Here is a 15197-nt window from a genome sequence, read left to right on the forward strand (position 1 = left end):
ACACAGTATTACTTTTAATCAATCAAAAAAATAACCAATCAAAATGAAAAACTTATTCTTAGCGTGTTTATTACTATTCGCGATTACTACACAAGCACACACAGATCCTGGAAATGATGCCGACAAAACGGGTACAATCTCAGGTAAAGTCTTAGACGCAAAGTTAAAACAACCCATACCGTATGTAAATGTTATTATAAAAAACACGGCAGGCGAAATTTTAACTGGCGGTATTACCTTAGAAGATGGCACTTTCGAGATTGATAAAGTGGCCGAAGGCAATATCAAATTGAGTATTCAATATATAGGATACAAAACCATTACCAAAGACATTACCATTGGCAAAGGCAACTACAAAGTCAATATTGGTGACATTCATTTAGAAGAAGAAGCCGAAGGTTTAGATGCCGTTACGGTTTTGGCCGAAACCTCTACAATTCAACAAAAAGTAGACCGAAAAGTAATTACCATTGGTAAGGATTTAGCGGCAACAGGTAGCGCATCAGAGCTTATGGTTGGTATTCCATCGGTTAGCGTCGATGCCCAAACGGGCGATATTAGTTTACGCGGTAACCAAAATGTACGTGTTATGGTTGATGGTAAACTATCAAACATTCCAACGGCGCAGTTGCTTAAACAAATTCCTTCAACAGCCATAAAATCTATTGAGTTAATCACCAATCCTTCAGCCAAATACAATCCCGAAGGTATGAGCGGCATTATAAATATCGTGCTTCATAAAAATACCATGATAGGTTTTAACGGTAACTTAAGCTTGGGGTTAAGCCATGAAAAAGAAGCTAAATTCAATAGTGCCTTAAACATGAATTACCGCAACGGAAAGTTAAATTTATATGGGAGTTACAGCAATAATATCTCAAAAAACAGAAACCGCGGAAATGTTGAAAGACCTGAGAATAACTCGGAGCAATTCTTTAAGTTTTTAGATAAAAGGCAATCGCATTTGTATAAATTAGGCTTGGATTTTTATTTGGATGACAAGAACACCATGTCGTTTTTCACCACGCAAAACACATCCAATAGCAGTACCGAAGGCGAAACTGAAGCGTTGTTTTACAGCAATCCGTCGTTTGACCAAAATCAAATTTTCCTTGCCGAAAGCGATAACATGTCATCGCAGTACAATTTTAACTATGTGCATGATTTTTTAGAAGATGGCCATAATATTGAGTTAGAAGTGGATTACAATACGTTTGAGGATGACACCCCAGCAGATTTTAAATTTCTACTAGGCTCAAATGAAGATTATAAGGATTTTAATAATACCGACAGAAAAAGCACCACGGTAAATTTAGATTATGTTAACCCGTTATCTGAAACCACAAAACTGGAATTGGGCTTACAGGCACGTTTGTTTAATTCGGATATCGCCTATTCATCAACGGGTCAAACTTTAAACGCCCAAGGTGTTTTAAGACCGACACCAAACAACGATTTTGATTATACCCGGGATATTTATTCCGCTTACGCCACCTTTAGCAAAAAACTTGATAAATGGACCTATCAAATAGGTCTGCGCACTGAAAATGTAAAGGAGGACGCCTTGGCACTATCGTCTGAAGCTGCAAGTACCGAGGCGTTTAAAAATGATTATTTTGAGTTTTATCCATCGGCTTTTATCACCTATTCGCCATCAGAAAAGAATTCGTATCAATTTAGTTATAGCCGTCGTGTAGACCGCCCAGGCATTGGGCAAGTAAACCCAATTAAAGAGTGGAGCACACCTTTAATTTCTTCTTTTGGAAATATCGATTTGCGTCCACAGTTTACAAATTCGGTTGAAGCCAATTACACCAGAACTTTAAATAACAGAAAAGGAAGCGTAACCGGAGGTGTTTTTTACAGAATTATTTCAGATGAAATTAACAGAGCCCTGTTTATTGATAGAACCGATGTAAATTCCGGACGTATTATTTTAACCCATGATAATTTTGATGATACCTCGGCTTACGGGATTGAATTATCTTCAAATTACCGACCAACTAAATGGTGGAGCATAAACGGAAGTTTCGATTTGTACTCGCAAACACAAAAAGGTATAGCCGAAACCTTAACAGCGCCTATTGAAACAGCCACTATTGATGATATTGAAACCAATATTGATGAAGTTGACAATGTAGCTTGGAACTTTAGAATGTTCAATAATTTTAAAGTGAGCAATACCCTAAGTTTTACGGCCTTTGGTTTTTACAGAGGAAAAAACAAAACGCTACAGTTTGATATGAAACCCATGTATTTTATAAATCTGGGGTCTCGTGTAAGTTTTGCCAAAGGCAAAGGCTCATTTAGTTTAAACTTCAATGATGTTTTAAACACCATGAAATTTGCTTTTGAAGGCACAAAGCCTTTTGTACAGAACGGTCAGTTCAACTGGGAGAGCCACACCGTACAAGCAAGTTTATCGTACCGCTTTGGTGGCGGTAAATACCGTGCCAAATCGCGTAAAAACCGTGATGATAATACAAAATCCGGTGGCGGAGGTTTCCTTTAAAACATAACATTTAATGACTTGCAGGATAGTTGATGGTTAGTGTTATTGCACGGTTATTAAATAAGAAAACCCAAAGGATATCTCTTTTGGGTTTTTGTCTACTAAACTGTTAATACATTTAAAAAAAAATGTTAAAAATGTTAAAAAACAGACAATCAATACAATAAACACAAAAACCATTCGTTATATGCCCATACAATCACACGAAAAATAATTATTTTAAGAGTTAGTCACCTTCATTTAATAAAATTTTCGTCAATCAAAGATTCGTATGATTAGAAAACTCGAAATTTAATTTCGAGTTTTTTTTATGCAAAACAGTTAAAACATTGATTCTCTGTGTAATGAATTAAAAAATAATACGTCAAAATAGTAAGCGCTAACCATAAAGTTTTTTTTATTTGAATTAGTCGTCATTAAAAAACATGTAAATTGCTTAGTGTGTAAAAAATAGAAACTCGAAATTAAATTTCGAGTTTCTTGTGTTAAAGATGTTAAAAAATATAATAAAAATTAGTTTTTCACGTCATATATATAAGTTTGTATTCATTACAAATTAATGGTGGTTAATAGCTGAAGAACCCAAAACGTATTGTTTTGGGTTCTTTATTTTACATTCGGAATTGCAGTTGCCATCCTTTTGTTTTTTGTAGAAATGGAGGCCTTAAAGACCATTCAAAAGCTTTTAAAGTTTATAATGGTTCATCAATAGTTTTTCGTAAACTTTATCGGGAAGGATTTTTTTAAGCACTATAGAAAATTTTTGCATAAACTCCCCTACTTTATAATGGCCCTTCGGATGTTTTGTATTTATAATTTTATAAATGGCTTCTGCCATCATGTTTGGATTACTGCCGGAATCGACATGTTCATTCATTAATTTCAAAGTATTACCGTATGGTTTTTTATAGGGCGAACCATCTAAAAGTGGCGCGTGATATCTGCCTGCCGCTATATTGGTAGCAAAATCTCCGGGGGCCACATTGGTCATGTTAATATTAAAATCTTTCAACTCCATTCTAAACGCTTCGGTTAAAATTTCCAAAGCACCTTTACTGGCACTGTATACCCCGCGATACGGCAAGCCCATATAACCAGCAATAGAGGTAATATTTATTATTAAACCCGATTGCTGTTTGCGCATTTGTGGCAATATAGCTTTAATTACATTTATGGGTCCAAAAAAATTGGTATCGAAATTGGCTTTAATTTCAGCTTCGGGGATTTCTTCAATAGGCCCCGTTATGCCCGCGCCGGCGTTGTTGATAAGGATGTCTAATTTACCTTCGTTTTTAATAATGGTGTTTACGGTTTCCCTTATGGTATCATTATTTTTAACATCTAGTTTCAATATTGAGAACGCACTGTTTTTGTAGTTTTCTGGGTTTCTGCTGGTGCCATAAACAACAAATCCTTTTTGGGTTAAATACTCGCCAACTGATTTTCCTATTCCCGAGGAACCCCCTGTTATTAAAACAACTTTAGACATAAAAACGAATGAATAATTAAAAAGGTAAAATTAATAATGAAATCGATATAAAGAGCATAAATGAAAAAAGATTTGCTAGTATTTCCACTAACAAATCTTAATCGGTATATTAAAAGTCCTTTCTTTTGGAAAGGATTCAGAATAATCAAAAAAAGGCAAGCTACCTACATCACACCGCTACGACCATTTACCTTTGCTGCGTTCCCGCCCTGGAGGATTCAACAGGAGCTGGTTGTGTAGGACTTGCCGACTGCAAAGATACAACCTTTTAAAATTTTCACAATAATTTTTTATACTGTTTTTAAATAAATATCTTGGTCTAAATTTATAGCGTAAAATGAATACATCCAAAGCACTCACATTCATGTTTTTAAGCTTAATCATGGCATCTTGCGGGTCTAATTCCGGTCAGAAAAAAAGTGAATTTTCTATTACAACGAATGCAGAAAAAGGCAATATTTCAATATCCGAAACTTTAAACCTTTCTTTAGAAAACAAAAAAAATCATGTTATCGATTCGGTTTCATATACTTTAAACGGAAAAGCCATTGGTGAAGCTTTTGATTTAAGCAATCATAAATTGGGAAAATACACGGTTGAAGCTACGGTGTATTTCAATAACCAAAAGCAAACAACCAATACAAATGTTACTATTTTAAATAACGAAACTCCAAAAATTTACACGTTTCGTATTATAAATGAATTTCCGCACGATATTACGTCGTACACCCAGGGCATTGAGTTTTTTAACGACACCATTTACGAAAGCACCGGACAATACAGAGAATCGAAACTTAGAAAAGTAGATTATAAAACCGGTAATGTAATTAAAAATATAAATCTGGCCGACGCGTATTTTGGTGAAGGGTTAACCATTTTAAATAACAAAATTTACCAACTCACATGGCAAGAGGATATCGGTTTTGTTTACGATGTTAACACGTTCGATAAATTAAGTAGTTTTAAATACGGTAACAGTAAAGAAGGTTGGGGGTTGTGCAATGACGATAACATGATTTATAAAAGCGATGGCACCGAAAAAATATGGCTGCTAGATCCTGATACTTTGGTAGAGCAGGATTATATTCAAGTGTATACAAACAAAGGTAAAATAGGGCGTATTAATGAATTGGAATGGATTAATGGTCAGATCTACGCTAACATTTACCAAAAAAATGGTGTGGCCATTATAAACCCTAAAAACGGTGCTGTGGTTGGTGTGATAGATTTTTCATCACTTAAGAAAAAGGTAGCCCAACACGATAAATTAGATGTTTTAAACGGCATTGCCTACAATCCAAAAACTAAAACTATATTTGTTACAGGCAAACGTTGGGATAAATTGTTTGAGGTTGAGGTTGTTGAGAAATAATTTTTATTTCAACAACTATAATCTAATTAGGATGAAGACTCATTAAAGAATTAACACTTTTTATAATTTAAGCTTAATGTTTACAACTAACAATTATCATGTTTTAAAGATTATATAATAGATATTTTTAAACAATCGCAATTCGATATAAATAGTGAGCTATAGCAAAATTAGATTATACGGTGCTGGTGGGCATTCTCAAATTATTAAATCAATACTGATTCATAATGGAATTTCTGTTACAGATGTTTTTGATGATGATCCAGCTTTAAGTCATCCGAATTTTGATAACATAATTATAAGCTCAAGGAAAAGGGCCAATGGTTTTCCGCATAAAGGCGACCCATTTATCATTGCCATTGGTGACAACAAGCAAAGATATGAGGTTTCAAAATTTTTAAAAAGTGAGTATTCAAAAGCCATACATGGCTCGGCAATTATAGATTCCAGTGTAAAAATTGGTCAAGGCACAGTAGTTTACGCAGGAGCTGCCATACAACCAAATACAACAATTGGCAATCATGTTATAATTAATACCCTTGCAAGTGTGGATCATGATAATATTATTGAAGACTTCGTACATATATCACCTAACGCCACACTGTGTGGTTTGGTTGAAATTGGAGAAGGCACCCATGTTGGCGCAGGCGCAGTAATTATACCAGAAATTAAAGTAGGGAAATGGTGCGTAATTGGGGCTGGTGCTGTGATAATTAGAGATGTTCCAGATTATTCTATTGTGGTGGGTAATCCAGGAAGAGTGATAAAAATGAACACCGGTTTTTAATCTAAACGGTTGGGCCAAAAACTGAAAGCAAAGAGGTTACCTAAAAAGTGATTATCCTATGTCAAACTGAGCGCAGTCGAAGTTTCAATGTTCCGAAAACCAAAACATTTCGACTACGCTCAATGTGACATTTAGAGTAGAAATTAACTTTTCATACAACCTCTTTAATTTTAAATAGTTGTGCTTTAAATCTAAAATCTAACCGATATTTTTCCTCTTAAAAAGAAAGGGCTTCCGGGTGTAAAATGAATTTCCTCAACAGCATCTGGTTCGTTAAACAATCGGCTTTCGGTTGCAAACTGGGTTTCGTTCCATTCACTATCAAATAAATTTTCGACTATTACACCAAAAGTCCAGTTTTTATGGTTGTAATTCAAATTAAAATCGGTTATAAAATAGCCATCGGCCACGATAGAATTGTCCTCGTTTGCCGGACGGTCTTTTATATACCTATAACTCAATCCACCAGAAAAGTTACCTAAATCCCTAAAGCTTAAACCACCCGAAGAAGTTAAATCCGGTGCCAACGGAATATAGTTCTCGCCACTTGGGTCATCGCTACTTCTGGCATAAGTGTAGTTAATATCGGTATTAAAAAACAGGCCATCGGTAAGTTGGTAGCGCAAACCAAAATCTACACCATAACGCTCGGTTTTTCCACTGGGTTCCACGATTCCCGCATCGCCCACGTACACAAATTCCTGTTGCAAAAACAAACTCCATAACGCCGCATTAATTACCAATCGGTCAACGGGTTTCATTATTACCCCAATATCGGTACCAAAAGCGGTTGGTAAAATTTTCTTGCCGTTATTTGCCGTAACCACTCTGGTATCGTTTGAGTGGTAGCCCAAACCAGTTTTTGCAAAAACTTGCAATTTTGGGGATGCGGCATAAATAACATTCAGTTTTGGACTAACCAAAAATTTATTTTCACTTTTATTGTCGTAGGTTGTGGTCAGTAAATTTTCGTAATCGAAATTAAAATAGTCTAAGCGCAAACCCGGGTTGAATGTCCATTTATTTATTTTGTAGGTTATATGCCCAAATGCAAATCCGTTTAGCTCATCAATATTTCCATACGCCAATCGTTCCAAAATAGTTTGCCTATTTAAAGTTCTCGATAATTGCACATCGTTTACATCATCATACCTAAAACCAACTCCTAACTCATATTTTAATTGGGCATCGTGGTCGTCAAGATGAAACGAATGCTCGTAAGCTGTTTTCGCACCTATAATGGTTCGGTCTTCCTTTTGATGGATTTGATCGCCATTTGCAGGGTCTTCTAAAAAGAAGGTGAAGTTTGAAAACAATTCGAAATCGTATTTTGAAAGATAAGCCGATGATTTTATTAATGAATGCTCATCCAACTGTTTGTTGTGGTTTATCCAAAAATTGCTTCGGCTGGTGTTTCCGCCTTCGGTGTCATCTATAGCGCCAAACCTACCTATTATTCCGCTTTCAACAGCGCGCACGGGAATTTGCCCCGAGGCATCCCATTTACTTTGAAAATGTGAAATGGCCATGTTAAATTCTTGGTCGGTATAATTATTGAAATTATAACGCCCCATGACATTGATACGGTTGAAGTTTTGTGGCGACTCGAAAACGCCGTCGGATAGCATTAGTTCTGAAGCTAAATAAGCCTTACTATTTTCTTCATCAACAATTTTTAACATACTTAACGCACGTAACGTATTGTACTGGCCAGCTTCAACCGAAACGATGTTATCCTTTATGGTTCTTTTTGTATTAATATCAACATATCCAGCCGTGTTAAAATTACCTTTATCGGCATAATAAGCACCTTTTGCAAAATCGATATTTTCAATGGTTTCGGGGATAATAAAGTGCATATCGGCATAGCCCTGACCGTGGGCGTGCGACACCATGTTTACTGGCATACCATCAACATCAATAGCTATGTCGGTGCCGTGGTCTATATCAAAACCCCGTAAAAATATTTGTTCTGCTTTTCCGCCGCCAGCATGCTGACCAATAATTAATCCCGGAATTTTTCTCAGTATTTCTTGCGATGATTTTACAGGACTTGTTTTTAAATCAACATTAACAAAATTACTTAATACGTTTACTTTTGAAACGATTAAAACCTGATCTAAAGACGCTGAAGATATTTTTAATGAGATATTGATTTCGCTATCTAAATGCTTTTTAACAATAACGAGTTGTTGGTTTTCGTAACCCAATTGATAAAAGTAGATGATATCGTTTTCCGAAATATCATCTAACTCAAAATAGCCAGAAACATTGGTATATGTATATGCGCCTGTGGTTTTATTGTAAACCCCAACGCCTTGTAATGGTTTATTATTATCTTCTGATGTAATAATACCGCTTAATTCGTGAGCTTTTACACTGCTAAAAACAGCTAAAAGCATATAGAGAAATATATGTTTTTTCATTATCTAATTTTTTTGTCATAGCACGTTCCCAAACAAAAGTAAGGGCAAAACATGCGTAACTGTTTATATTATAATAGATTGAAATGTTTTGAAGGACAGCATGTAATTCCGTTACAAAAAGTTGTAATGATTTTTTAAACAATGCCGTTAAGAATATTTTTGAGGAGGTATTTTAAGTTTTACGTAAAAAAGCGCTTTTACTTTTTCTTTATAAGAATCTATAACTGGTGATGATTTGGTTACGGCTAATTCTTGAATATTGAATTTGGAATTATGAAAATGTTTATCGATTTTAATATCGACTACATTTGGTAAGTTTTGGTTTTTGGTGTTGCTATTTGCGTCTGATAAACCATCCAATAAATCCAGTATGTTATGCTCGTGATACCTGTTTGTAGATGCTTTAAATTTATAGTTTAGGTTCTCGTTATGATGGTGCGATATTAAATTATCGGGCATTTCCAAGGCATGGGAAATACTGTGCAAAACGTATTTAACCTCTTTATGCAAAGGCATAAAAATATACATAACGCTAATGGCGATGGCTGTAAATTTAATAATATGTGCTTTAACTGTTTTCACTTTTATAATACAATAGCATTATTTGTTTTCAATACCTACGGAATTTTACCACTAGTGGTTTTAATTTTTTTATAATAATTCTAACATGGTTTGCTCTAAATAGTCCGAATATGCTTTAATGGTTGGCAGATTGAACACTTTATTGAGCGGAATTTCCATACCCAACTCTTCATTTAACCTCGAAGTAACACGTATTGCTGCCAATGAATGGCCACCTAAAGCAATAAAATTATCGTGAATACCAATTTTATTTAAACGCAGTACATCTTTCCAAATATCTTCAATAAGCTCGTCTATTTCATTTCTAGGGGCCACATAGGTGGTTGCAAGTTCCAATTGCTCGGTATTAAAACTTCGCAGTGTTTTTTTATCTACTTTTCCGTTTTTGGTAAGCGGCATGTTATCTAAATGCTTAAAGTTAGAAGGGACCATATAATTTGGCAATCTTTTTGACAATCGCTCTTTTAGCTCTTTTACCGAAACGGATGCATCACCGGTGTAATAGGCCACCAGTTTTTCATCATTTTTAAAAGCATCAGATTCTTCATAACCAATTTCTTCCATAATACGTTTTACTTCAACTTCATCAATATATTCATTGATTTCTTCAAGACTTTCGTCTCGGGTTTTGTGCCCTAAGCGCACATCCCAACTATACGGAAACGAATAATTACTATAGCCTTTTTCTTTTTTATGCACATGAATACCCACTTGATTGATGAGGCAATTTGTGGATCGGCCCGTATCAGTTGGTCTTATCCAACCTACTTTTTCATCTAAATACGTAAGCATATCTTCCAAACTTACATCGGAATATCTGTAAAAATCCACGAACTGAACTTTATCAAAAACTTCGTCGTCTTCAAACATGGATACATCTAATAAATCTTTTACCGCATCTTCTTCTCTGTGATATAATTTTCTAACTTCTAAAATGGTATCATCAATTTTTTTAACATCTAAATCTTCATCCCAAAAGAGCTCTTCGGTTAGTCGTGTCTCGAAAAATTGCCCGCGTGACAAACCTGTAACGATAAACGGAATTTGCTTTTCCAAGGCTATTTTGGTACTAAGTGTATAAATAGTTTTAAAGCAACCATTACACACGTTTTTATGACGGTTCAAGCTATCTATAAAAATGGCGTTCATGTGTTCTGTAGTTCCAAAAACATGGTCAACTCCAAGTTTTTCAACAATGCGTTTTACATTGCCAATAGCTTGCTCTGAGATGTAACCATTATCTAAGGTAAACGCCAAAACCTTTAGGCCCATACCTACCAATTGCGCCAAAATATAAGTACTATCTTTTCCACCGCTTAACAGCGATAAACAATCGTAAGTTGAATTATTGCCCTTGTTTGTAGTTAAAATTGCTTTTAATTCGGCTTCAGTTTTAAAATATTTTTCAGTCTTTTCTTTATACCCTTTAAACGCGTTGCATAAATGGCAAACACCGTTTTCATCAAAATCGCTATTCGGATAGTTTGAAGGTAATCCGCAATCTGTGCAGTTTATAACATCTGCTTCGGCAATCTTTATTTTATTGCTTTCGGATAAAACAACAGCGCAATTTTCTATGCCATCAATAGCATTTAAATTAGATTCAATATCGGTTAACTCAATTCTGTAACCACGTAGTTTAACCTGCTCATCTACCCGACCCAAATATTCATATTCTCCAGCATCATTTAATCGTGCTAAATCGCCAGTATCATACATTTTTAGTCCTTTTACAAAAGGATTATCAATAAATTTTTCTTTTGTTAATCCTTCCAATCCCAAATACCCATCCGCTAAACTATTGCCACTTAAATACAAATTTCCAATTACACCTTTTGGTACTAAATTTTGGTAATCATCTAAAATATAGGCATGCATATTTGAAATGGGCACCCCAATGGGTACTGAACTTTCATTATGATTTTCTGAATTGAATTCAGCAACAATACATCCTACAGTGGCTTCAGTTGGACCGTATTCATTAAAAATTTTAATGCGATTTCCGAATGCTTTTTTTATGGATATTCCTAGATTCACTTTAAAGTCTTCACCTCCAACTATTATTTTCTCGATAGCTGAATCTGTTAAATCTTTATCTTTAAAAAGGTTTAAATGGGAAGGCGTTAGTTTAATGATATCAACAAGGTTATCTTTAATTACATCTAAAATTGCCGTATCTGGACCAGTAGTGTTTTCTTTATAAACCACAATTCTTCCACCACTTATTAAAGGCAAAAAGGTTGATGTTATGGTTAAATCGAATCCTATTGAAGTACAAAGCGCAAAAGCAGATGTATTGGAAAAATTATAATAATCTTTAGCCCAAAATATATAATTTGACAAGGCTTTATTTGAAATTAAAACACCTTTTGGGTTTCCTGTAGAACCCGATGTATAAAGCGCGTAAGCGAGTCCGTTTTCAACTTGATTAACACCTAAATTTTCAGATGATTGATCTGCTAAATTTTCTTTAATTGATGATGTATCTACTATTGGAACTTCAACTGCACCTAAATTGCTTTTCAACTCATTATTCGTTAAAACACAAGTGCAATTTGAATTTGAAATTATAAAATCAATGCGTTCTGAAGGCTGATTTGAAGCAATAGGTACAAAAGCCGCTCCTAATTTATTTACTGCCAAAACACTAATAATATAGTCTGAATTTCTATAATTATAAATAGCAATTTTATTGCCTTGAACCACACCTTGTTTATTTAAATAATGTGCTAACCGATTTGCTTTTTTATTTAAACCGTTATAAGTTAACGTTTCGTTTTTATATTGAAGCGCAATAGCATTTGGAGTGTTTTTTACCTGTTTTTCAAAAGTTTCTAAAATTGAAATGTATGGGTTTGTAGCCTGCAATTCTTTAGTCACATATACCCCTTTTTCATCAGTTGTAACCAAACACTTTTGTTGAATAGGCTGATTGATTTCATCTATAAATGCATCCAAAACATTTAGAAAATGCGTTGGGGCTTTCTCGCATAATTCAGCACTAAAAACCGCCTCATTAAAATCCATAAACAAAGACAACTCACTTTCTGCATGCGTGTTATAAACATGACACCTTAAATCGTGTGTGGCATCAATGTGATCGGGATGAATCCATTGTGATTGCGTAGGTATACCATTAAAATCCGAGAAATTTGCATTAATAAAATTAAGAACAACACTATAGCTTTTGTTTAAAGCAGCATTAGACATTCCAGGTTGTGCATTGCGTAAATAGGAGTTGGTTTCCAACTTAACGCGCTGCAAAACCTCCATAAAGGTATCGTTCGGTTGAACGCCTGTTATTAAAGGAAAAAACTCAATAAAAAGTCCCGAAGTATTTTTAAAATTCTTACTGGGTCTGTTATGTGTGGGTGCGCCAATTGCCAGCTTATTTTGTCTGCTAATCCTATAAATGTAAACAAAAAGAATGCTAAGAAATATATTAAATAAGGTTAAATCTTGTGTCCAACAACGCACTTGCGCCATTTGTGCAATGCTTTTTAATTTTTTAGACCGCTTAGAACCAAGTTCAATTAAAACTCTTTTTGCATTGGTAGTTGAATAGTTGTTTTTGTTACCGTATAATATTGGAGCAGTTTCCAATGTAGAGATTTTTTCTTCCCAATACGCACTAACCTCTTTGCTTTTTTGTGAAGAACGATGCTTTGCTTCGAAGTTGATATAGGATTCAAATTGCGGTATGGGCTTTAAATTCTCATGTTCATTTTCACTGAGGCGCTTATACAAATCACTCATTAAACCAAATAGAATAGTTGATGATGTAGCATCTGTAACGATGTGGTGGATATTTAAAAACCAGATAAAATGATTGCTGTTTACCCTAATCAATTTAGTTTCAAAAGTGCGTTTACTTAAATCGAATTGTTTTTTACTGTTTGTTTTTATCCAATTATTAATTTCGGATGTATTCAAATTTGAAAAGTCCAAAACTGCCATCTCATACTGAAACTCCGGTAGACTTTGTTGTTGGGGCATTCCATCAATTTCGTAAAAAACACTGCGCAACGCATCAGACTGTTCTATTAATGCTTTGAAAGCTCTTTTAAAATCGATAGGATTTATGGCGCCATAAATATCAAAAGTATGCGCCATATTATACAATGGCGACATGGGGTTTAGCTTTTGCCCCATCCATATTGAAAATTGACTTTTGGTTAAGTGCATATATCTATATTTTAAAAGCCTTTTGCAATATCATACTATTTAGATTTAGCATAGTTTACAATGTGGTTAACGGTCATAAAATTTTCAATAATCATTTCTTCTGGCAAAACCGCAATTTTAAATTCTTTTTCAACAAAAGCTATAAGCTGTACCATTCCTAGAGAGTCTAAGATACCGGAACCTAAAAGGTCGTCATCGGCATCAAAATCGTCTTCAATATCATTATTTAATAATTGTTCTTTTATATAAATTAATATTGTTTTGTCCATTTTATTGCTTTGTTATTAGTTTTATAAGAGCGTTTCTATCTATTTTTTCAGAACTCGTTCTTGGTAAACTTTCGAATATTTGTATTTGGTCCGGTACAGCGTAAACTGGTAAATGCAACTTACAAAACGCCTTGAGTTCTGTACTAGAGGTAATCGTTTCTGGAAATAATAAGATGGCCGCATAAACCATGCTGTTGTTATCTTCTCGTTCTACAACCATAACCGATCCTTCCTTCACAGAAGGGTGTTTAAGTAATATGGATTCAATCTCATCAAGTTCGATTCTGAATCCTCTAATTTTAACTTGCCGATCGTTTCTGCCTGCAAAAACCAAATCATTATCTTCATTTTCATAAACAACATCTCCAGTCCTATAATATTTCAATACTAAATTTGCCGTGTTTTGTTCTTTGTAAAATGACTGATATGTAAGGGATTCGTTATTAAAATATCCTTGCATCATGGTGCCCGACCTAATAACTAATATTCCTTTTTCTCCTTTAACGACTTCTTTATCATCATTATCAAGTATTTTAAACTCGGTATTACCCCATACTTTCCCAATTGGTAAATGAGAATTTACATTTGATATTGAATTAAAATTAAAATATGTGCATTGATTAACTTCGGCAGGGCCGTACACATTGGAAAACATTGCATTGGGCCATTTTTTAATGAGTTCCTCTAGGTATTTTAACCCAAAAACCTCACCTCCAAACAATACCCATCGCAGACTATTCAAATTAATTTTATCCAAGGCGCCACTTAATAGAATTTGAACCAATGCTAAAGGAACGGAATACCAAATGGTTAATTTTTCCTTTTCCATTAATTTGGCAAGACTTACCGGGAATTTTGTGTGAGCATCTGTAATTATTACCGTTGAAGCCCCAGCTAAAGGTGCTGAAAAATACCCAAAAGTTGAAATATCAAAATTGATTGGTGCATGATTAGCTATCCTATCATTTGAATTAATTCGATACAAATCAGCTGATAACTTCGCATAATTAAGCCCGCTGCGATGTGTGTGCATGATGCCTTTTGGCGTTCCTGTCGAGCCGGAGGTGAACATCACGTAAGCCAAATCGTCTTCAATAATTTTTGTGGCTTGGTAATTTTTAAGGTTTATATTAAAAACTATATCCCATGATATGGTTTTTACTGGCATATCATGCGTTAGCCCAATTATTCCTTTTAATGATAAACTACCATCGAGCAGGGATGCTATTTTTCGTTTTTGCTTATTTGAAGTTACTAAAAATGCTATACTACAATTATGAATTAAAAAACGGGTCCTTTGGTGTGGTGCGCTAAAATCTAGCGGTACGTACGCAGCACCTGCTTTTAATATACCGTAAATAGCTATTGCCGTTTCAATACATCTGTTTAAATAAATGCCTATCCTATCTCCTTTTTTTACTCCAGAATCAATTAAACATTTTGCGAGCTGGCTTGTTTTAACATCTAATTCTTTGTAAGAAACTGATGTATCTTCACATTTAAAAGCCTCATTATTTGGGTAAAAATCAGCTGAATTCTTTATAATATCAGTTAATGTGAATAGTTCCATTATGC

General features: G+C 34.6%; 9 protein-coding genes and 1 other RNA gene. 3 read left to right on the forward strand and 7 right to left on the reverse strand.

Annotation, left to right across the window (positions count from 1 at the left end):
• The first annotated feature begins 43 nt into the window (after nt 1-43).
• Nucleotides 44-2512: an outer membrane beta-barrel family protein gene (locus tag ACN5J7_RS11200; protein ID WP_311938082.1), complete on the forward strand. Its 2469-nt coding sequence runs from the start codon at nt 44-46 to the stop codon at nt 2510-2512.
• Nucleotides 2513-3197: 685 nt separating this feature from the next.
• Here the strand turns inward: ACN5J7_RS11200 and ACN5J7_RS11205 are convergent.
• Both ACN5J7_RS11205 and ffs read right to left on the reverse strand, forming a co-directional pair.
• Nucleotides 3198-4001 carry an SDR family oxidoreductase gene (locus tag ACN5J7_RS11205; protein ID WP_418603958.1) on the reverse strand — a complete coding sequence of 268 codons (804 nt, stop codon included), beginning with the start codon at nt 3999-4001 and terminating at the stop codon, nt 3198-3200.
• Nucleotides 4002-4151: 150 nt separating this feature from the next.
• An RNA gene (gene ffs / locus ACN5J7_RS11210) (signal recognition particle sRNA small type) lies at nt 4152-4250 on the reverse strand.
• An 88-nt stretch (nt 4251-4338) separates the two neighbouring features.
• On the opposite strand from ffs, the gene ACN5J7_RS11215 reads away from it, so the two are divergent.
• Together ACN5J7_RS11215 and ACN5J7_RS11220 are read left to right on the forward strand one after the other, a co-directional pair.
• Entirely contained in the window at nt 4339-5373 is a 1035-nt protein-coding gene (locus ACN5J7_RS11215) for a glutaminyl-peptide cyclotransferase (protein ID WP_418603959.1), read from the forward strand.
• A 154-nt stretch (nt 5374-5527) separates the two neighbouring features.
• A complete protein-coding gene (locus ACN5J7_RS11220; protein WP_418603960.1) occupies nt 5528-6160 on the forward strand; it encodes an acetyltransferase in 633 nt (210 codons plus the stop codon).
• 191 nt (nt 6161-6351) lie between these two features.
• Here ACN5J7_RS11220 and ACN5J7_RS11225 read toward each other — a convergent pair whose 3' ends face one another.
• From ACN5J7_RS11225 to ACN5J7_RS11245, 5 genes are all read right to left on the reverse strand, one after another.
• Nucleotides 6352-8586, reverse strand: a complete 2235-nt coding sequence (locus ACN5J7_RS11225; RefSeq protein ID WP_418603961.1) for a TonB-dependent receptor — start codon at nt 8584-8586, stop codon at nt 6352-6354.
• Between the two features lie 147 nt (nt 8587-8733).
• Nucleotides 8734-9168 (reverse strand): hypothetical protein, encoded by a 435-nt coding sequence (locus tag ACN5J7_RS11230; protein WP_418603962.1) that lies wholly within the window; start codon nt 9166-9168, stop codon nt 8734-8736.
• 69 nt (nt 9169-9237) lie between these two features.
• Complete coding sequence (locus tag ACN5J7_RS11235) at nt 9238-13353, reverse strand: amino acid adenylation domain-containing protein (RefSeq protein WP_418603963.1); 4116 nt, start codon at nt 13351-13353, stop codon at nt 9238-9240.
• A gap of 35 nt (nt 13354-13388) precedes the next feature.
• Nucleotides 13389-13622 carry an acyl carrier protein gene (locus ACN5J7_RS11240; protein ID WP_311938069.1) on the reverse strand — a complete coding sequence of 78 codons (234 nt, stop codon included), beginning with the start codon at nt 13620-13622 and terminating at the stop codon, nt 13389-13391.
• 1 nt (nt 13623) lies between these two features.
• Entirely contained in the window at nt 13624-15192 is a 1569-nt protein-coding gene (locus ACN5J7_RS11245) for an amino acid adenylation domain-containing protein (RefSeq protein ID WP_418603964.1), read from the reverse strand.
• Nucleotides 15193-15197 lie beyond the last annotated feature (5 nt).

Source organism: Hwangdonia sp., from assembly GCF_048381975.1.
GTDB lineage: Bacteria > Bacteroidota > Bacteroidia > Flavobacteriales > Flavobacteriaceae > Hwangdonia > Hwangdonia seohaensis.

Excerpts from the sequence above, each read along its gene's own strand:
- ACN5J7_RS11245 (WP_418603964.1), bottom strand. The coding sequence starts at position 15,192 with ATGGAACTATTCACATTAACTGATATTATAAAGAATTCAGCTGATTTT.
- ACN5J7_RS11225 (WP_418603961.1), bottom strand. The coding sequence starts at position 8,586 with ATGAAAAAACATATATTTCTCTATATGCTTTTAGCTGTTTTTAGCAGT.
- ACN5J7_RS11215 (WP_418603959.1), top strand. The coding sequence starts at position 4,339 with ATGAATACATCCAAAGCACTCACATTCATGTTTTTAAGCTTAATCATG.
- ACN5J7_RS11240 (WP_311938069.1), bottom strand. The coding sequence starts at position 13,622 with ATGGACAAAACAATATTAATTTATATAAAAGAACAATTATTAAATAAT.
- ACN5J7_RS11205 (WP_418603958.1), bottom strand. The coding sequence starts at position 4,001 with ATGTCTAAAGTTGTTTTAATAACAGGGGGTTCCTCGGGAATAGGAAAA.
- ACN5J7_RS11235 (WP_418603963.1), bottom strand. The coding sequence starts at position 13,353 with ATGCACTTAACCAAAAGTCAATTTTCAATATGGATGGGGCAAAAGCTA.
- ACN5J7_RS11200 (WP_311938082.1), top strand. The coding sequence starts at position 44 with ATGAAAAACTTATTCTTAGCGTGTTTATTACTATTCGCGATTACTACA.